The organism is Archangium minus (assembly GCF_044360475.1).
Lineage (GTDB): Bacteria > Myxococcota > Myxococcia > Myxococcales > Myxococcaceae > Archangium > Archangium minus.
In genome coordinates this window covers 3357280-3375714 of the sequence record NZ_CP043494.1, presented here as the reverse complement: position 1 = coordinate 3375714, position 18435 = coordinate 3357280, and the positions used below count along the sequence as shown (strand labels likewise).

At 67.1% G+C, this 18435-nt stretch carries 20 protein-coding genes; 6 read left to right on the top strand and 14 right to left on the bottom strand.

Annotated features, from left to right (window positions below; genetic code table 11):
* Positions 1-9: 9 nt before the first annotated feature.
* From F0U60_RS13840 to F0U60_RS13830, 3 genes are read right to left on the bottom strand one after another with little or no spacing between them, the layout of a single operon-like run.
* Positions 10-1017, bottom strand: a complete 1008-nt coding sequence (locus F0U60_RS13840) for a hypothetical protein (RefSeq protein ID WP_395819172.1) — start codon at positions 1015-1017, stop codon at positions 10-12.
* Entirely contained in the window at positions 1014-1895 is an 882-nt protein-coding gene (locus F0U60_RS13835) for a DUF58 domain-containing protein (RefSeq protein WP_395819169.1), read from the bottom strand. The genes F0U60_RS13840 and F0U60_RS13835 overlap by 4 nt, the downstream gene beginning before the upstream one ends.
* A 36-nt stretch (positions 1896-1931) precedes the next feature.
* A complete protein-coding gene (locus tag F0U60_RS13830) occupies positions 1932-2921 on the bottom strand; it encodes an AAA family ATPase (RefSeq protein WP_395819167.1) in 990 nt (329 codons plus the stop codon).
* A 123-nt stretch (positions 2922-3044) separates the two neighbouring features.
* Here F0U60_RS13830 and F0U60_RS13825 point away from each other — a divergent pair, with 123 nt between their 5' ends.
* Entirely contained in the window at positions 3045-3785 is a 741-nt protein-coding gene (locus F0U60_RS13825; protein WP_395819164.1) for a DUF5655 domain-containing protein, read from the top strand.
* 71 nt (positions 3786-3856) lie between these two features.
* Here F0U60_RS13825 and F0U60_RS13820 read toward each other — a convergent pair whose 3' ends face one another.
* The 3 genes from F0U60_RS13820 to F0U60_RS13810 form a co-directional block, all read right to left on the bottom strand.
* Positions 3857-4483: a pentapeptide repeat-containing protein gene (locus F0U60_RS13820; protein WP_395819162.1), complete on the bottom strand. Its 627-nt coding sequence runs from the start codon at positions 4481-4483 to the stop codon at positions 3857-3859.
* A 9-nt stretch (positions 4484-4492) separates the two neighbouring features.
* Positions 4493-6025 (bottom strand): hypothetical protein, encoded by a 1533-nt coding sequence (locus F0U60_RS13815; protein ID WP_395819160.1) that lies wholly within the window; start codon positions 6023-6025, stop codon positions 4493-4495.
* 66 nt (positions 6026-6091) lie between these two features.
* Positions 6092-6961 (bottom strand): hypothetical protein, encoded by an 870-nt coding sequence (locus F0U60_RS13810; RefSeq protein ID WP_395819157.1) that lies wholly within the window; start codon positions 6959-6961, stop codon positions 6092-6094.
* Positions 6962-7300: 339 nt separating this feature from the next.
* Here F0U60_RS13810 and F0U60_RS13805 point away from each other — a divergent pair, with 339 nt between their 5' ends.
* Both F0U60_RS13805 and F0U60_RS13800 read left to right on the top strand, forming a co-directional pair.
* Positions 7301-8605 carry a DNA polymerase beta superfamily protein gene (locus tag F0U60_RS13805; protein WP_395819154.1) on the top strand — a complete coding sequence of 435 codons (1305 nt, stop codon included), beginning with the start codon at positions 7301-7303 and terminating at the stop codon, positions 8603-8605.
* Entirely contained in the window at positions 8602-9384 is a 783-nt protein-coding gene (locus F0U60_RS13800) for a DNA polymerase beta superfamily protein (protein ID WP_395819151.1), read from the top strand. Before F0U60_RS13805 ends, F0U60_RS13800 begins: the two co-directional genes overlap by 4 nt.
* Before the next feature lie 31 nt (positions 9385-9415).
* Here F0U60_RS13800 and F0U60_RS13795 read toward each other — a convergent pair whose 3' ends face one another.
* The gene (locus F0U60_RS13795) at positions 9416-10159 is read right to left on the bottom strand and encodes a DNA alkylation repair protein (protein ID WP_395819148.1); all 744 of its coding nucleotides are present in this window, start codon (positions 10157-10159) and stop codon (positions 9416-9418) included.
* A 49-nt stretch (positions 10160-10208) separates the two neighbouring features.
* On the opposite strand from F0U60_RS13795, the gene F0U60_RS13790 reads away from it, so the two are divergent.
* From F0U60_RS13790 to F0U60_RS13780, 3 genes are read left to right on the top strand one after another with little or no spacing between them, the layout of a single operon-like run.
* Positions 10209-11201 (top strand): DUF2157 domain-containing protein, encoded by a 993-nt coding sequence (locus F0U60_RS13790; RefSeq protein WP_395819145.1) that lies wholly within the window; start codon positions 10209-10211, stop codon positions 11199-11201.
* A gap of 2 nt (positions 11202-11203) precedes the next feature.
* Positions 11204-12277: a DUF4401 domain-containing protein gene (locus F0U60_RS13785; protein ID WP_395819141.1), complete on the top strand. Its 1074-nt coding sequence runs from the start codon at positions 11204-11206 to the stop codon at positions 12275-12277.
* Positions 12274-12801: a GDYXXLXY domain-containing protein gene (locus F0U60_RS13780; RefSeq protein ID WP_395825239.1), complete on the top strand. Its 528-nt coding sequence runs from the start codon at positions 12274-12276 to the stop codon at positions 12799-12801. Before F0U60_RS13785 ends, F0U60_RS13780 begins: the two co-directional genes overlap by 4 nt.
* A 6-nt stretch (positions 12802-12807) precedes the next feature.
* Here the strand turns inward: F0U60_RS13780 and F0U60_RS13775 are convergent, their stop codons facing one another.
* From F0U60_RS13775 to F0U60_RS13745, 7 genes are all read right to left on the bottom strand, one after another.
* Positions 12808-13629, bottom strand: coding sequence for a class I SAM-dependent methyltransferase (locus F0U60_RS13775; protein WP_395819138.1), 822 nt, complete (start codon positions 13627-13629; stop codon positions 12808-12810).
* Positions 13630-13720: 91 nt separating this feature from the next.
* Positions 13721-14128 carry a CBS domain-containing protein gene (locus tag F0U60_RS13770; RefSeq protein WP_395819135.1) on the bottom strand — a complete coding sequence of 136 codons (408 nt, stop codon included), beginning with the start codon at positions 14126-14128 and terminating at the stop codon, positions 13721-13723.
* 157 nt (positions 14129-14285) lie between these two features.
* Complete coding sequence (locus F0U60_RS13765) at positions 14286-15044, bottom strand: ZIP family metal transporter (protein ID WP_395819132.1); 759 nt, start codon at positions 15042-15044, stop codon at positions 14286-14288.
* Positions 15045-15156: 112 nt separating this feature from the next.
* The gene (locus F0U60_RS13760; RefSeq protein ID WP_395819129.1) at positions 15157-16407 is read right to left on the bottom strand and encodes a COG3014 family protein; all 1251 of its coding nucleotides are present in this window, start codon (positions 16405-16407) and stop codon (positions 15157-15159) included.
* Positions 16408-16414: 7 nt separating this feature from the next.
* Positions 16415-17014 carry a penicillin-binding protein activator LpoB gene (lpoB, locus tag F0U60_RS13755; RefSeq protein WP_395819126.1) on the bottom strand — a complete coding sequence of 200 codons (600 nt, stop codon included), beginning with the start codon at positions 17012-17014 and terminating at the stop codon, positions 16415-16417.
* A 14-nt stretch (positions 17015-17028) separates the two neighbouring features.
* Entirely contained in the window at positions 17029-17865 is an 837-nt protein-coding gene (locus F0U60_RS13750; protein WP_395819123.1) for a hypothetical protein, read from the bottom strand.
* Between the two features lie 4 nt (positions 17866-17869).
* Positions 17870-18430 carry a hypothetical protein gene (locus tag F0U60_RS13745; RefSeq protein WP_395819119.1) on the bottom strand — a complete coding sequence of 187 codons (561 nt, stop codon included), beginning with the start codon at positions 18428-18430 and terminating at the stop codon, positions 17870-17872.
* Positions 18431-18435: the final 5 nt, after the last annotated feature.

The following is an 18435-nucleotide window of genomic DNA, read 5'->3' as shown; positions in this document are numbered from 1 at the left end:
AACTGGGGGCTATGAAACGCGAGGTCCGGAAACATGGGACACGGGGGCCGCCTCGGGAGGCGGTGGAGGGGGCCAGGTCTTCGCCAGCAGCTCGTAACCGAAGGACAGCGACTCGCTGCACTTCTCCGGTGAGGACTCGGCCCGGGCGTACTTCACCAGATCCGACTCGGAGACGAAGCGCATGAGCCCGTCCTCGGGCAGCCCGGGAGGGTTCATGCGCCGCAGCTTCGCCATCAGCTCCGAGCTGGTGCACTCGAGGGCATCGAAGCCATAACGCTCGCCCAGGTAGCCGCGGATGATCTCCGACAGCCGGAAGTAGAAGTCCTTCACCTTGCCCTCGGAGGGCAGATTCTCGGACATGAGGGCGTCCAACGCCTTGCGGGTGCGTACATCCAAGGGCTGGAGCGGCTGAACCACGGCCTTGGGACGGTTGCGGTACTTCTGGAAGAGCCGCCACGCCACCACGGCCATCAGCGCCGCGGCCAACACCCCCAGTAGCGCCCACAGGAGCGTCCAGGAGCGGATGGCCACCTCGGTGGGCGGCTGGATGTCGTGCAGGTCCGCCCCCTGCGACTGGGCATCATCAGGCAGGGTGGAGCCCACCTCGATGGTGCGGCCCGGGGCCACGAAGCGCTTGGGGCCCTCCGGCGTCGAGACGAGGAAGGGCACACCGGGCAGCGTGAGCATGCCCAGGTTGAAGGCGGACATCTTCAGCTGGAACGTGGTGACCGCCGGCTCCGTCCCGGCCCGAGGCGGCGTACGCGACTGGGACAGCACCTCGAAGTCACCCAGGTCCGGCGGCAGCGCCAGCTCGTAGCGCTGCTCGGACGGATGGGTGAGGACCAGCTCGTAGACGAAGGGCTCGCCCAGGACAACGCGCTCGGGCTGCACGCTGGCCTGGAAGCCCTCGGGCTCCACCTCCGGCAGCTTCGCGAGGGCCTGAGCCGGCGCGGGAGCCGGAGCCTGCGCCAGGGCGGGCGAGACGAGGAGGAACGCGCAGAGAGCCAACCACCTCATGCCGCCATCCTCCGGGACCGGGCACGGAAGAAGCGCACCAGGGCCATGCCATGGTCATCGCCGGTGCTCAGCTCCACGTGGTCCAACTCCAGCTTCTTGAAGAGCTTGCGCCGCTCCTCGCGCTGCGCCTGCATGGCGCGGGCGAAGCGACCCCGGACGAGCGGGTCGCTCGTGTCCACCACGAAGCGCTCACCCGTCTCCGGGTCCTCCATCTCCACCAGACCCAGCCGGGGGAACTCCTGCTCCAGCGGATCCGTGATGACCACGGGCACCAGGTCGTGCTTGCGGCCCACCAGGCGCAGTGGCTGCTCATAGCCCTGGGTGAGGAAGTCCGAGATGAGGAACGTCACCGTCTTCCGGCGCGCCAGGCGGCTCAGGTAGTTGAGGCCCACGGCCAGGTCCGTCCCCTTCCCTTTCGGCTGGTAGGTGAGGATGTCGCTCACCAGCCGCATCACGTGCGTGCGGCCCTTGCGCGGCGGCACCACCTTCTCCACCTGGTCCGAGAAGAGGATGAGCCCCACCCGGTCATTGTTGGCGATGGCGCTGAAGGCGATTTGAGCGGCCACCTCGGCGGCCACCTCCGACTTCGAGCGCTCGCGCGAGCCGAACTCCTTCGAGGCGGACACGTCCACCAGGAGCATCACCGAGAGCTCGCGCTCCTCGGTGAAGACCTTGACGTAGGCCTCGTCCATGCGGGCGGTGACGTTCCAGTCGATGATGCGGATTTCATCACCGGGCTGGTACTGCCTCACCTCGGAGAAGGCCATGCCCCGGCCCTTGAAGACCGATTGGTACTGGCCCGCGAGCATGTCCGACACCACCTTGCGGGTGCGGATCTCCAGCTTGCGAATGCGGCGGATGATGTCCTTGGCGAGCACGACGCGCTCCCTAGCCTCTCCCCTGCGTGAAGCTGGTTACGGAACCTCGACGCGATCGAAAACGCGCTGGATGAGCTTCTCGGTGGTGAGCTCCTCGGCCTCGGCCTCGTAGGTGAGGGCGATGCGGTGGCGGAGCACATCGAAGGCCACGGCCTTGACGTCCTCGGGCGTGACGAAGCCGCGATGGCGCAGGAAGGCGTGCGCGCGAGCGGCCTGGCTCAGCGCGATGGTGGCGCGCGGGCTCGCCCCGAACTGGATGTAGTCCGCCTGATCCTTGAGGCCGTAGCGCCCCGGCTCGCGCGTGGCGAAGACCACGTTGAGGATGTAGTCCTTCACCTTCTCGTCCATGTAGATCTGCGTGACGAGCTCGCGGGCGCGCACGAGGTGCTGCAGGTCGATGACCTTCTGGGCCTGCGGGGGCTTCCCGCCGCTCATGCGGTCCATGATGACCTTCTCTTCCTCGCGCGTGGGGTAGCCCACCTTCACCTTGAGCATGAAGCGGTCCACCTGCGCCTCGGGCAGCGGGTAGGTGCCCTCCTGCTCGATGGGGTTCTGGGTGGCCAGCACCAGGAAGGGCGAGGGCAGCGGGAAGGACTGGTCGCCGATGGTGACCTGGCGCTCGGCCATGGCCTCCAGCAGCGCCGACTGCACCTTGGCGGGGGCGCGGTTGATTTCGTCCGCCAGCAGCACGTTGGCGAAGACAGGACCCTTGCGGACCGTGAAGCTCGCCGTCTGCTGGTTGTAGATCATCGTGCCCACCACGTCCGCGGGCAGCAGATCCGGAGTGAACTGGATGCGCGTGAAGGTGGCGCTGATGCTGTCGGCGATGGTGCGCACCGTGAGCGTCTTGGCCAGGCCCGGCACGCCCTCGAGGAGGACGTGGCCGTTGCACATGAGGCCAATGAGGATGCGCTCCAGCATGTAGCGCTGGCCGACGATGACCTTGCCGACCTCCTGGTTGAGGAGCTCGACGAAGCTGCTCTCCTGCTGGACGCGCTCGGTAAGCGCTCGGATGTCCGTGTTCATATGTGCCGTCTCGACCCTGAGGAGGCGGGCAGCCTAGGGTGATGTAGGTACGCCGCTCAACAGCCCATTTCGCCGGACATTCCAGTAATTTAGGAGGCCCATCCCCCCTGGAGACACCTGGAAATGGCCGGCCGGAGCATCCAAAACCACATCGAGGCGATGAAAGCCAACCTTCCCGCGAAGACGGGCCGCACCTTCGAGCAGTGGGTGGCCCTGGCCCGGAAGGGGCCCCGGGAGGTGAAGGGGCTGGTGGCCTGGCTGAAGGGCGAGCACGGGCTGGGGACAGTCACGGCCACACTGGTCGCCCACCAGGTCCACGGGGGCTACATGGTGGAACATGAGGACCCGGACGCCCTACTGGAGGGCAACTTCGCGGGCGGGAAGGCGACGTTGCGCCCGGTGTACGACGCGCTGATCAAGGCCGCCCAGAAGGCCAGCAAGGAGATCACAGTCCACCCCTGCAAGACGTACATCACCCTCAAGCGGGGGACGCAGTTCGGCGTGGTGAAGGTGGCCAAGGAGCGGATCGACCTGGGCCTCATGCTGCCGGGCATCGAGCCGGAAGGACGGCTGGAGAAGGCGCGGAACCTCGGCAACGACCGCGTCACCCACAAGGTAGTCCTCACGGCGAAGAAGGACGTGGACGTCGAGGTGGTGCACTGGCTGAAGACGGCCAGCGACCAGAAGGCACAGCCCAAGGCGAAGGCACAGCCCAAGGCGAAGACCACGGCCAAGGCGAAGACCACGGCCAGGGCGAGGACCACGGCCAGGGCGAAGACCCAAGCGAAGGCACAGCCCAGTGCGAAGGCCAGGAACCCTGCGGCCCGGTCGGGGAGCAACCGGAGCGTCCCCTCACGGAGTTGAATGCTGTGCTCGGGACGCGAGCGATTGCGTGAGGGGTTCAATCACTCTCATGGTGTAACCAGGGCGACGCGTCAGTAGATGACGCCTTCACACTTCTCGATGGCGGCCTTGAGCTCTTCCTCGGTGGTACCGGCCCGCTTCGCCTCCATCGGTGCGAAGAGCGAAACGGCCATCGTGGAGGGCGGGTCCCTGTACTGGCCCTCCACGATGATGGGACGAAAGCGTCCCGGCCACTGGATACGGTCGAGCGCCTGGCTCCTGCCAATGGGGTCCAGGAAGGTGAAACAGGGCCACTTGGGAAAGCGCAGGGTCGAGGGGTCACAGCCGTGGAAGCGGCAGCCATCGAGACGGGCCTCGGTGAAGTCGCAGTCCTCGATGGAGCCGTGCTCCCAACCTTCCGAGTAGCCGGGCCAGCGGCCAAATTCGCAGCCCGACAGACGCCCCTTGAAACGGCAGCCCTCGAGAGAGGCGAACACCCACTCCTGATGATTCTTCAACTCCTGATTCACCTCAATGGAACAGTCAATGAGCCGTGTTCCGCCTCGAATGAGCAGGTTGCGACCAGACACCTTGAGGATGAGGGTGCAGTTCTTCAGCGTCAGGTTGGGGCCGAGGAAGTAGAGCGATTTCTTGTCCGTCAATTCCAAACGCTCGTTTTCGATCTCCCTGTCCTTGAAGACGACCTTGGTGAAGAACATCCGCATCCCTCAAAAGGTGAGCATCCGGAAGAGCTCTCCCGCCATGCGCCGACCATGCCGCCCCAGGTTCGACTCCGTTCCGGAGAGAATCTCGTACCGACGGTTCGTCGCCGGGTCAACCACATCGGTGCCCTTGCTCAGGCTGAAGTCGTAGTGTTGCTCGAACTGCTTTTTCACCCTGCTCTGTACGAAGCGGCCGCGAGCCTCGCGTTCCAACAGCCGAGCCAGCCAGTATTCGCCCTTCTTGACGGCATCGTTGATGGCACTGCGCTCATTGCGCGAGAGCTTGTCGGGTCCCCATTCATTGGCCGCGCGGGTGACGGCTTCCTGGAGCTGATCCCCCACCTTGTCCTCAGTGGGGATGTCCTGGAGCGACTTGTCGCGCGGTACGTGCCAGCGCTGGCCATTGCTGAGCACGACCTGCCGGTTGCCACCCCGGTGGCGGATGACGGTGATGGGCGAGCCACCCCGAGGGGCCGCCCCACTTCCCCCGCCCTTCTTGAGCATCACCACCGTGAGCGAGCCTCGCGACGAGGCCGCCACCGTCTCCACCATCGCCACGGCCCTGGCAAGCGCGCCCTCCTGGGCCACCGCCGTCTCCATTGCCACTTCGGGCGCCAACACGGCGGCACCGCCCTGTGCCTCCCACCGAGTTCCCGCCAGGCTGTAGCCCGGAAGCAATTTCACCCGCGCCGCCACCTCGCCCAACGTGCGCCCCGTCAGCGCGCCCACGGCCAGAATCAGTGTCCGGGCCGCGTCCGAGCCCAGAACCCTGGCAAATTGCGCGCCCGCCTCGCGTAGTTCCGCGAAGGAGGTGGCCTCGTGCGCCCGGGTGGCCAGGAGGGCCCACCCGTCCAGCAGCCCCCACAACGTGTCCACGCCGAGCCACGCCACGAGAATCACCGTCAGTCCCGCGGCGAGAAGCTTGCTCGTCGGCTCGGGCACCAGCCAGGAGGCGAGGTACAAACTGACGGTCCACACGCACATGGCAATCAGCGCGCGAGGGTTCAGCTCACGGCCCAAGGCCTCGCGCGTCTCGTCCAGTACGGAGCCAAAGGCCAGAGCGAGCGCCAGCGTGCGCCGATCGTCCGTGCGCAAGTAGGGACCGTCATCGAAGAGACCCAGGCAATCGCCCCCGCCCCATGGCCTGCACCAGTTCTCATACTTGTCGCGCAGGGCGGCATCCGCCTCGGGCGTGAGGGGGCCGCGCTCGTCCACAGGCACCAGGGTGAGGACGCGGCCCCGGCTCACCTCCGCCAGCCACTGTCCCTCCAGTTCCAGACGCTCCGCTCCCTGTTGTGACACCTGCTCCTTCAGCAACTCGCGCGCGGCATCGCGAGGTGTCTTCCCCTTCAGTTGCACCTCACGGGCAAGCCGCTGGATGGTACGCTGGAATTCGGCCTTATCCACTGGCACCGGCCGGTTGGCCACTCGGCCAGGCTCGATGATGTCCACGTCATACCACCGGGCATCTGCGATGAAGTCCGGAGACGAGCCACGAGGGGCTACGCGAGGAATGCTCGCGCAAGCAGTCAGTAACATCAGCAGAACGGCTCCAGCTCGACGCAGTGTCATGGCCCACTTCCCCCCGCACGGCACTGGAGATTGTCAAACCTCCGAGCCAGACGCGACCTCCCTGAGCGCGTCGGAGGCCTTCTCGTGGGTCCCAAGGTCCACACCGTTGCGGAGCGTCAGGTAGAGGCCGACCAGCAGCAGGTGGTCCAGGGCGAGGGCGGGAAGCACGCCAACGCCCAACATCAGGGCTCCCAGGAGAAGCAGTGGAACGGAGATGAGACAAAAGAGCAGGAACCAACGGAGCTGACCCCGGGTGATGACCCTGGCATTCCGGAACGCGACCAGTGGACCGGCCGCGTCATTGCAGGCCAACTCCAGCATCGCCACACTCAGCAGGAACATCATCCGGAACAGGGAGTAGCCCGACAGCAGGATGACCACCAGGCTCAGTCCACCCGCCGTGAGCATGCCCAGCCAACCGAGGCCCGCCCGCTCGAGACTCACGGCGAGGGTCATGAACATGGGAATGAGAGTGTTCAGGAAGGCGGCATAGAGCACGGTCGCGAGCGCCACCAAAAAGCCCAGCACGCTCAACACGACATAGGAGAGTATCTTCCTCCATTGCCCCAGGAAGTCAGGGAAGGTGGCGGTGCCGCCTCGCAACACCGCCCAGGACACCCGGTGCACGCCCAATTGCATCACGCCCTGGATGACCAGGATGAAGGGAGTGGCGAGCAGGACAAGCACTCCCGCCACCGCCATCCCTCCTTCGCCCGCCGCGAATCCCAGGGCTCCGCTGACGAGGCCCTCGACCAGACCGAACACGGGACCGATAGCGGCGAGCAGCAACATCCCCAGACTCAGCAGAAGCCACTCGCGCCGGAACGCCTCCCAGCAGAGAGCCCAGAGCGCATCGAAGCGCCAGTCCGTCCGCGAGAGCGGAAACGGGGCGGGCTCAGCCACCCGCTCCCGGCATGTCGGACAACGGGCCTCGGAGCCTCCAGCTCCGCACTCGCCACACATGAAGTTGCCGCAACGCACACACGTGGCACTCGCTGGTTGCCCACCATGCAGCGCACAGAAAACACCCGCATCCATGGACTGAAGGGCCTGCATCATCCGATTTCCTCCCGTGGAAAAGGCTTTCACCTCCCCTCTGAAGGAATGGCGGCCGCACGTTACAGCGGCACGTGTGACATTTCGTTGACGCGCGGAAGACGGGCAGGTGTCCACCCAATGGCCGTCAGGAGTCCGCGCCCATAACGTCCATGAGAACCTTGTACTCCCCACCTGGAGGCACCCATGGCCCGCGGACACAAGACTCCCGAGCAGGATTCGACGGAAGCAACGGCCCGTCCCCGTGGCTACGAGCAGGTGGACCGTCTGTCCGTTCCCCTGCCCCACGGCACCGAGGTGACGACGCGCGTGGAGCGTGTGGCCAACGACCGGCGCATCCCCCAGGGCGTGGTGGGCCGCGTGGTGCGCGCCCGTGGCGGTGGCTTCGACGTCCAGATCGTCGGCGTGGGCGAGTTCTGGTACGCCCGTGACGAGCTCGTGCCTCGCAAGCCGGGCCAGCTCCAGTTCGCGCTCCGGCGCGCCGCCACCTGGGACGCCCTGCGCCCCTGTGTGGTGTTGGAGACCGTGGTGGGCTCGCAGGCCTGGGGCCTCGCCAACGAGTCCTCCGACGTCGACATGCGCGGCGTCTTCGGCCTGCCCCTGCCCTGGCACTTCGGCCTCGCCGACAAGGCTCGTGACCTCGTCAGCGCTGACGGCAGCCACACCTTCTGGGAGCTCTCCAAGGCGGTGGAACAGGCCCTCCGGGCCGACCCCAACACACTGGAGATGCTCTTCGTCCCCAGCGCCCGCGCCTCGGACGAGCTGGGAGAGTGGCTGCTCGCCGAGCGCGAGGCCTTCGTGTCCAGGGCCATCTTCGGCAGCTTCGGCCGGTACGCCATGAGCCAGCTCGACAAGCTCACGCGCAGCCAGCGGCTCGCCGAGCACCGGGACCTGGTGCTCGAGTGGCTGTGCGAGGAGCCCACTCCGAGTCTGGACGAGGTGGCCCGGCGGCTCGCGGCCATCTCCCCGCGCTCCGCTCCCACGCCCGAGGACGCGCTGCTCGCGGCCAAGACGTACCTCAAGCAGCTCTACCGCTCGCTGTGGGACCAGGGCCTCATCGAGGCCAACGACTTCGCCTCCCTCACCCGCTATGCGCGTGGCGGCGGCCAGCGGCCTCCCAGCGCTCGCGAGCTGCGGCCGAAGAACGCCTACAACCTGCTGCGCCTGGTGGTGCTCGCCACCGGGTGGCTGCGGGACGGGGTGCCCACCTTCGAAGTCACCGGCACCTACAAGGCGCGCATGTTGGACATCAAGGCCGGACGTGTCCCGCTGGAGGAGGTGCTGCGGGACGCCGAGGCCCTCGCACCGGAACTGGAAGAGGCCCACCGCACCAGCAAGCTGCCGCAGCTCCCCGACTACGGGCGCGCGGACCGACTGCTGCGGCGCGTGGGAGAGGAACTGGCGCGGCGCTGGGTGATGAAGGAGCCCGGGCCGCTCGGCCGTGATGCCCCCGCGCCTCCGGCCGTCGAATGGAAGGAAGAAGAGTCATGACGGACCATCTGCTGACGGAGCACCAGCGGCGCGTGGCCGACCGTGCGCTCGACGAGGAGTCCGCGAAGCGCGAGCACCTCGTCGTGTCCCTCTCGGGCGCCCACGCGTACGGTTTTCCCTCTCCCGACAGCGACCTGGACCTCAAGTGCGTCCACGTCAACCCCACCGCGCACCTGCTCCGGCTGGAGCAGCGCGGCTCCGCCACCGCCGAGCGTCTGGAAGTCGTAGACGGCGTCGAGGTGGATTACTCGTCCAACGAGGTCGGCCCCGTGCTGTTCGGCGTCCTCCAGGGCAACGGGAACTACGTGGAGCGACTGCTCGGGGCGCATGCTCTGCGTGGCTCGGCCGAGCTGGAGTCCCTGCGTCCGCTGGTGCGCCGGGTGCTGTCGCGGCGTCTGCACAGGCATTACCGCGGCTTCGCCCACAGTCAGTTGCGCGAGTGGGAGAAGACGGACTTCCGCTCCACCAAGAAGCTCCTCTACGTGCTGCGCACGGCGCTCACCGGGACTCATGCGCTGCTCACCGCCGAGGTGGAGACGGACCTCACCGCGTTGATGGACCGCTATGGTTTCCGTGAGGCGGGCGAGCTCGTCGAGTGGAAGCGGCGGGGAGAGCGCAGTGAATTGCCCGAGGCCCTCTCCGAGCACTGGCGCGGACAGGTGGGACGCGCTTTTGAGCGGCTTGACTCGGCCTGCGAGCAATCGGTGCTCCCGGAGGACCCCGTGGGCGCAGATGCGCTGGAGGCGTGGTTGCTTGAGCTCCGGCGCTCGCGGTTCTGAGGCACGGGTGGGAACACGGGGATGAATACCCTCACCCCGGCCCTCTCCCAGAGGGAGAGGGTGAGCGGGTCATGTAATGTTTGCGTTTGGCTGGCGGGAACTTCTCGATGGCATAGCGCAGCATCGTCCTCGGCATCTCCCCAGCATGGCGGTCGAGGAAGGTTTCCTCGGCCGCCATGTTTCTGTTCCCCACCTCGCGCAGCATCCACCCCACCGCCTTGTGGATGAGATCGTGCTCGTCGTGGAGCAGGAGCTCCGCCAGCTTCAACGTGTGCGTGAAGTCTTCCGCCCGGATGAAGGCGAAGGTCGCCATGATGGCGATACGTCGCTCCCACAGCACCGGCGAGCGCGCGAAATCGTAGAGCAGCGGCACGTGCTCTGGATGCTCGAGCAGGTACTCCCCCATCAGCCGTGGCGCCACCGTGTCCACCAGGTCCCAGTTGTTCATACCCGCCAGGTGCTCCCGGCAGAATGCGAAGAGGAGCCCTCGTCCGGCCTCATCTGCTCGCTCGAACTGCTCCACGAGGATGACGAAGCCGGTGAACCGGTGCTCGTGCACCTTGCTCCGTAACAGCTCGCGCACCTGCTCCAGGGAAAGGTTTTTGTAGCGTCGGGCAATTCGCCGCTGCTCCGGGACCGTCACGCCGAGGAACACATCCCCCTCCGCGTATCCCCCTGGGCCCGTCTTGAAGAACTTCGGAAAGAAGGCGGCCTTCTCGGGATCGGCTGCTCGTGCCAGCTCGTCCTGGACGATCTTCGCGGAGGGCGTGTTCACAGTCGGAAGTCTGGCCGGGAGTGGGGCCAGGGCGCTAGCCTCTGCTGCCGTGTCCCTTGATCCGCTCGACCTCGCCGCCACACCTGAGCGCCTCCGCGCGCTCGCCGATGCCGGTGTTCTGACGCCCTCGGGCCTGGAGCATGCCCTGCGGCTCGCCGTGTCCTCTCCAGAGCGGCCCGCCTGGCGGCGCTTCTTGTCCGCCGTGCTGCTCGGCTTCGGCTCGCTGCTGGTGCTCTCCGGCGTCATCTACTTCTTCGCCTACAACTGGGCGGCCCTTCACCGCTTCGGGAAGATGGGGTTGCTGCTGGCGGCCATCCTCGCGGCATCTCTTGCCGCCTGGCGTCTGGGCGAGGGCCTCGCTGGACAGTTCGCCCTCCTCTTCGCGGCGGTGCTCGTCGGCCCGCTGCTCGCCGTCTACGGGCAGGCGTACCAGACAGGCGCCGATCCCTATGAGCTGTTCATCGGGTGGAGCCTGCTCGTCCTGCCCTGGGTGGCGCTCGCGCGCTTTGGGCCCTTGTGGCTGCTGCTCCTGCTCCTCGTGGACACCGGCATCTGTCTCTACTGGGAGCAGGTCGCTGACGGAGAGGGCTCCACACTGCTCCTGGTGCTCGGGCTGGTGAACGGCGGGGCCTGGGCCGCGCACGAGCTCCTCGCGGGGCGTGGCATCCCCTGGCTTCGCGGCCGGTGGCTGCCCCGGGTGCTGGCAGTGATGACGCTGGCACCGCTGCTCGCGCTGGCGACCTACATGGTGGCGGAGCCTCGCGAGGCGGACACCGCGAGCCGCGTAGCACTCGGCCTGCTCCTGGGCGTGATGGTCGCGGCGTACCTCTTCCACCGCTTCGTCCGCTCCGAGCTCTTCCTTCTCACCCTGGACGCGATGAGCGCGATGACGCTGGTCACCACCTTGATCGGCCGCATCTTGTTCGTGTCGAACCGCTTCGGGCCAGACGTCTTCTTCCTGATGGCCCTGGTCATCATCGGCGAAGTGGGGCTCTCGGTCTGGTGGCTGCGCGCCGAGGCGCGTGGCTCGGAGGAGGTGTAGCCATGGCGCTCAAACCCTCGCTCCGGGAGGTGCTGCCCGCCGAGCTCCAGGAACAGGCGCGCGCCGCGCTCGCCTCCTCCCAGCAGGCCACCGCGGCCATGCCCTGGTTCGTGCGCGTCCTCATCGGATTTGGCGCCTGGTTTGCCTCCCTGTTCCTGATGGCGTTCCTTTCCCTGGGAGTGGTGATTGGCGAGGAGGTGGGCGCCATCGTCCTGGGCCTGCTCCTCACCGGAGGAGCCGTCTTCCTGCGCCGTCTGGGGAACAACGTGTTCCTCACCCAGCTCGCCCTGTCCATCGGACTGGCCGGACAGGGCCTCTTCATTGGCGGCGTCGCGGTCCTCTCCGAGAGCGCGGAGGCAGCGGCCTTCGCCACCATCGTCCTCCAGGGAGTGCTTCTCTTCGTCTACCCGGATGCCATCCAGCGTTTCCTGTCCGCGCTGTTCGCCAGCTTCGCGTTGATGCTCCTGCTGCGCCTCACCGCGCCCGGTGTGCTGGTGGATGTGACACTCGTGGGCCTCACCCTGCTCGCGCACGTCCTCCTGCTCCAACAGGGACGGCTCCAGAGTGGGCCCTGGGGCGCGATGGTGACGCCCGCGGCCTTCGGGCTCGTCACCACGCTCCTGTCGTCCTTGGTGATGCGCAGCTGGTTCCATGACATCTACCGCGAGCTCTTCCGCCACGGCGCGGCGAATCTGCCGCCCGGCGTGCTGACCCTGGGACTCGCCGTGGTGACGCTGTACTCGGCCTGGCGCGTGCTGGAGGAGACGGGCTCCGAGCCCGGTGGAACCACGGGCGTGACGGCCTTCGCCGCGCTGGGACTCCTGGCACTCCTCACGCTCCAGACCCCCGGAGTCATCGCCGCCACTGGCGTGCTCCTGCTCGGCTTCCATCGGCGCAGCGTGGTGATGCTCGGCATGGCCGTGCTCTTCGTGCTCGGCTTTGGCGTGGGCTACTACTACGACCTCCAGCTCACGCTGTTGGCCAAGTCGCTCGCTCTGCTCGGCGGAGGTCTGGTGCTGCTCGGCCTGCGTCTCTTCATCCTGCGCCGCTTCCCCGCGGCCGAGGAGGTGCGCTGATGCGCGCCCGTGTCATCTTCGGCGGACTCGCCCTCATCGTGCTCGTCCTGGTGGTGCTCGTTGTGCGCAAGGAGCTTGTCCTTGTCCACGGCACGCCCGTGCTCCTGGAGCTCGCCCCGGTGGACCCGCGCTCGCTCATACAGGGCGATTACATGGTGCTCGACTACGCCATCAGCCGCGAGGTTCGGAAGCCCGATGATCCGTTCGATGACACGACCGGCGACACGGGCCCGAACACGGAAGACGGGCGCCTCGTGCTCCGCCTCGACGAGAATGGCGTGGGGCGCTTCGTCCGCCGTGATGCGCCCGGCACACCGCTCGCCCCGGGTGAGCTGCTGCTTCGCTACAAAGTACGCAAGGGCCGCGTGCGCCTGGGTGCAGAGTCCTTCTTCTTCCAGGAGGGTCATGCGGACCGCTACGACGGCGCGAAGTATGGCGAGCTGCGTGTGACGGAGGATGGCTCCAGCGTGCTTGTGGGACTGCGGGACGCTGAACGCCAGCCGCTCGGTGGACAGGTCAGGTAGATACCCTCACCCCGTCCCTCTCCCAGAGGGAGAGGGGTTCTTGTTCTTCACGGGTTGCAGCACGAAGATGCTGTCGAGCCGGATTTCCCCTCGCTTCCGCGGTGCGTCCACCTGGTAGTCGAAGTCGTAGACCGCCAACACCTGGAGCCCCGCCCGGCGGAACAGGCGCCGGGTCTGCGCCAGGTCGTACGTGCGGAAGTACCAGTGCGTCTCGATGAGCAGGTCCTTCCCCGGCCCTGTGATGCGCAGCCGGTTCCTCATGGCCGAGCGTCTCAGGCGGGGATCCGGCACCCCCTCGTGGGTGTTGCACACCACCGTGTCCTTGCCGAGCCGCTCCACCCACCGCTCGTGCTCCGCCTTCTCTCGCTCGTAGTCCGTCAGGTGGAAGCCGAGCACGTACACGCCCTCGGGATTCAGCAGCCGCCGCGTCCCCTCCAGGTGCGCCAGTGCCGCCTTCTCACTGTCCAGGTAGCGGAACGTGGACACCAGGTTGAAGGCCAGGTCCACCTTCCCCTCCAGCTCCGACTGGTAGAACTCCTCCATGCGAGCCTGGTGGAGGCGAACCCGACGGCGCTGGGCCGGAGTGAGGCGTCGGCGCGCGTGGGCCAGCATCTTCTCGGAGATGTCGTAGCCCACGATTTGGTAGCCCCGGCGCGCGGCCTCGGCGACAAACCGGCCCGCCCCACACGCGGGCTCGAGCAGCTGCTTGCCTCCCGTCCCGTAGCGACGGCTCACCTCCAGCAGGAAGTCCATCTCCCGCTCGGTGTCCGTGCCGAAGATGGCCTCGTAATACTCGGGATGGTCGTACCAGTCGGAGAGTCGTTCCATGGATGAAGTGCCGCGCTCGCGGCGGCGCGCATCCTCGGCGCCGCGCCATGAAAAGCAAGCGCGCTCATCACCGTCACGGTGACTTCCGCGGTCAGTGTCGGTCTTCCTGCTTCAGAAGGCGGCCCGCAAGGCGGATGAGGTCCGTCTCCGTGAGGATGCCCACCAGTCGGCCCCCGTCCTCCACCACCGGGACACACCCGAACTTGCGGTCGAGCATCTTGTGGATGGCCTCTTGCACCGAGCTCTTCGGCCTCAACGTCTCCGGTGAGCGCGTCATGACGTCCCGCACCTGCACCGGCGGCTCTCCCGGCGTCCTGGCGTGACGGGCCATGGCGCGAATCAGGTCCCGGTGACTCACCAGCCCCACGAGTTTCCCGTCCTTCACCACTGGCAGGTGACGAATGTCATGTTTGGCCAGCAGATCGTCCCCCCGGACGATGTCATCGTCCTCGCTCAGGGTGACCAGCTCCCGGGTCATCAGTTCCTCAACGGTGAGCATGTCCCTCCTCCGGCTCGCTCGACACACCACCCGACAGGATGGGGCTTCGGAGCGTCCCCTGCATCCAACAGGTGCTCAACCGTCCCGGCACTGCTCTGGTCGGTTGCTTACAGTGCGGCCCTCCTCCCCCGCGATTCGGAGAGAACGGGAGTGGGCCTCAGTGATGCCCCGGCAGCTCCGTCATCTGCGCAAGCGCCAGCATCAGCAGCAGGCCCGCCGCTAGCGCCATCAGGTTACGGCCCCGGTTGTCCTTGCCGTGCCGGTTCACATGCGGCAGCAGGTCCGACACGGCCACGTAGAGGAAGGTGCCCGCCGAGAAAGCCAGCGCCCTCGGGGCCAGCGCCTCGAAGCGCAGCACTGCGTCGAAGGCGAAGTACAGCACCGCTCCCACCGGCACCATCAACCCGTAGAGCACCGCAAAAATCAGGATGCGCTTCGAGCTCTTCCCCTCCGCCTTCAGGATGGAGGCCAGCGAGAGGGACGAGGGCACCTTGTGCGACGTGATGGCCAGCAGCGCCATCAGCCCCACGCCCTCCTTCACCGCCGAGCCCAGCGCAATTCCATCAAACAGCGTGTGCGCCGAGAGCCCCAGGAACGCTGTCAGCCCCAGCGTGTGCCCGTGCACGTGCTCCTCGCACTCTGGCGGCTCCTCGCACGCGTGCGTCAGCACGTACCGCTCCAGCACCATCAGGAAGACGAACCCTGCTGGCACCAGCGCGAACGCCCAGAATCCGCCCCCGTGGTACGCCTCGGGCAGCATGTGGAAGAACGCCGCCCCGAACATCACCCCCGCGGCAAACGCCAGGAAGGTCACCAGCTTCGTCGGTGTCCGGGTGAGCACCACCGCCAGCGCCCCTACAACGGCGCCCAGCAGGATGATCAAGGAGTAGGAGGAGAGGGCTACCGCTAAAGACATGGGGGACCCGACGGGGGGCCCGACACCTAGCACAGATTGCTTGGGCTGCAACCCATGGGCCGATATCCCCTCACCCCGGCCCTCTCCCGGAGGGCGAGGGAGTGGGCGATCCTCAATAGTAGCTGCGCACCACGACGACGTGCACCCGGCCCGGCTTCACCTCCACCTCCCGGGTGGTACGCAGCCCCGCGGCGTCCACGTGCACCGTGTGGCGGCCCGCCGACAGCCGGAAGCGCGCCAGTTGGAACTCTGCCGGCAGCGACAGCCAGGAGCGCAGGTCCGGCTGGTTCATCGCGTTCAACACCAGGAAGGTCAGCGCCCCCAGCTCCTTGCTCTTCGTCAGCGCCCCCGCCCCCGCCGCAAGTCCCGCCTTCAACGCAACTCCGGCCACCTGTTTAGCCAGCATCCGGCCAATGCGCTCGTTCAGATGCACCTTCGCTACGTCCGCCAGTGACGTCACCGTCACTGTCCGCTGCTGCGCGCGGTCCTCCACCCACACCTTCGCCTGCGCCGGGCTCCCCCGGTCCCGGTACACCGGCACCTGGATGATGTCTTGCGTGTCCATCCGCCGGTCCGCTGGTTCCTTCTCCGGCGACAGCCCCGCTTCCACCACCACGATGACCTGGCCCTCGTCCGGACCTAGCGGCTCGTGCGCGACGTCCGGGAAGCGCTGAACCAACTGCTCGTACTCGTCCAGCCGCCCCGTCTTCTTCGCCAACCGCAGCAGCGGCTCCGCCAGCCCGCCCAGTCGAGGCTCCAGCTCGAGCGCCTTCGCGTAGTCGATGTACGCCGAGTCCCACTCCCGCTGGTCCTCGTAGAGCACGCCGCCGATGTAGCGCGCGATGGCGAGCTGCTCGTAGGGCTTGTTCTCGTCGGAGATCATCTTCGCCAGCCGCTCATTCACGCGGCGGACCTCGACGAGCGCTTCCTCGTCCTGGCCCAGCTGCGCGTAGTTGAGCGCCTGGAGCACGGAGATCATCAGCTTCTCGAAGTCCTCACCCCTGTAGGCACGCTCCCGCTCGTTGGTGAGGAGCGCCCCGGCCTCTTCGCTCACGGAGACGACGTCCAGCTCCGCGGACAGCCGGTCCGCCTCCGCCAGCACCTGGATGCTGTCCTGCCACCGCCCCGCCGCGTGCAGCACCATGCCGCGGTCGAGCAGCACCAGCAGCGTGTCCTTGCCGGAGTCATGCTGGGCCACCGACTCCAGCTCGGCCAACGCACGGTCGTACGACTCCGACTCGTACGCGGTGCGCAGGCCGCGCGTGCGCGCGATGTAATCCCCCGCGCAGCCAGACAGCAGCATCAGACCCGTGAGCGCGAGCATCGCCCACGGTCCCGCACGGTGACAGCGGAAGAGGCTCATGGTCGCGCTACCAGGAGACGGGCTTCTTCTCGAACTTCTTGCGGATTTCCTTCTCGTCCGTCCACTCCACGATGCCCGTGCGCACGTTGTTCAGCTTCGCGGTCATCTTGTAATAGACGAGCTTGTCGTTGCCGACCTGCTGGATGATGGAGGAGATCTCCCCGGTGAGCAGGTAGTCCGCGCTGGCCTGCTCGCCCGGAGCCTTGGCCGCGTCCGGGCGCACGTAGCCTGACTGCTGGTACTCGTACTCCTCGGCGAGGTCCTCGCGCGCCGCCTTGTCCAGCAGGGCGAACCGGCCCGTCTGGGCCAGGCCCGTTTGGATCTTGTCGCCCAGCGAGGCCATGTCGATGTGCTCAGACGTCTTGTTCTTGAGCCGGCCCACCAGCACCACCGGCAGCTGCTGCGCGGGCTGGGAGAAGCGCGGCGAGCCCGCCAGCGAGTTCACCATCTTCTTGGCGATGAGCTGCAGATCGTTCTCGTTGAACTGATCCGACAGCATTTCGATGGTGTTCGGGTCCTCGTAGGTGCCGCGGGTGAAGGCGCGCGGCCCTCCGCAGGCGGCGAGGAACCCAGCGAGTGAGACTGTGACAATGAGACGGGTCTTCATGATGGAGAGCACTCCTAGTTCCATTCGCATTCGAAGCGGCTGCCCTGGAAATTCCACTTGTAGGCGAGCACCGCGTCACGCCGGTACCCAGCCGTCAGCCTGCACAGGCTCTGCAGGGACGCACGCGGGTAGTCGAAGGTGTAGAGCTGGGCCTTGGCCCGCTCGGCCTCGGTGAGCTGAGAGGGGTGGGTGAGCGTCGGGTTGGCACTGGCCGCCACCATCACCCGATGCGTGCCGTACGTCTTGAGCGGCACCTGTCCGGCCAGCTGGATGCGGCGCACCGTGCGGGCCCGGAGGATGTCGCTGCGGTCCACCATCGTCTCGTGCTCGTTCTGGCGCGAGAGCAGCTCCGGCAGGTTCGCGGAGAAGACACGCGTCAGCTCCCCGTCCTCCACGAAGAAGTAGAGGAAGGCCTCGCGCGCCGTGCGGCTCTCACCAGTGAAGTCCAGCGTCACCAGCAGATCCAACCCCCGGTTGGGCTTGAGCGCGTGGGTGGACACCGCGTCCAGCACACCCTTGGGCACTCCCGCCTGCTTGAGGCGGATGAGCCCGTCCGCGCTCGCGTCGCAGGCACAGCGGCGCTGCTCGATCATCTTCACGAGCTGCGCCTCGTCGAAGCCTGCCTGGGCCAGCTTCGCCACCTCCTCATCGGTAAGCGGGAGCTGGTCCGTGCGCTCGTAGATGCGCGGCAGCTGGTTCGGGTCCCACTGAATGATGTTGTAGGTCTGCGTCTGGCCCGGGAAGGGCAACACGGGCACGGACTGGCCGCTGGCGGTGGACGTCCGGGGCGACTCCGCACGGACCTGGCCCGTGGCGAGCGCGAGGGCGGCAACGAGAGCGTGAGCGAGCATGGCGTTAGAACCTGTAGCCGATGTTCATGAACACGCGGTTGGTGAGGCCGTGGTCCGCGAAGGGGATGTCCAGGGCGTAGCCCAGGCCGAGCACCACCCGCTCGCTCGCCATCAGCATGTCCACGCCCACCTGGGGCGAGATGCCAAAGCGGAAGCCCTCGTCGGGGACGATGAAGGCACCGGCCTTCAAGCCCGCGTTGAAGCTCAGCGGGAAGCCGTAGGTGCGGAAGCGCGGACCCACCAGCACGTTCAGCTGCTCGTTCTGCAGCACGTAGGCGCCACTGATGTCGAACTGGTACCAGTCAGCGCCCCAGAACGAGGCGGTGGCACCGACGAACAGCGGCGGCCCCCCTCGATTCATGCGGGACGTCTCCGCGGCGAACGCCGCGCCCCAGTTCAGCTCCAGGGAGAAACGATTCTCCGACACCCGGGAGTAGCCACCCTTCCCGTACTCGGACCCCTCGGGACCATCGGTACGGCCCCGCCCCTGGGCTTGCGCCGACAGCGGGATCACCATTGCGGCCACCAACGGAGCGGCCTTCCACAACCTGGTAAGACGCTTCATCTCAA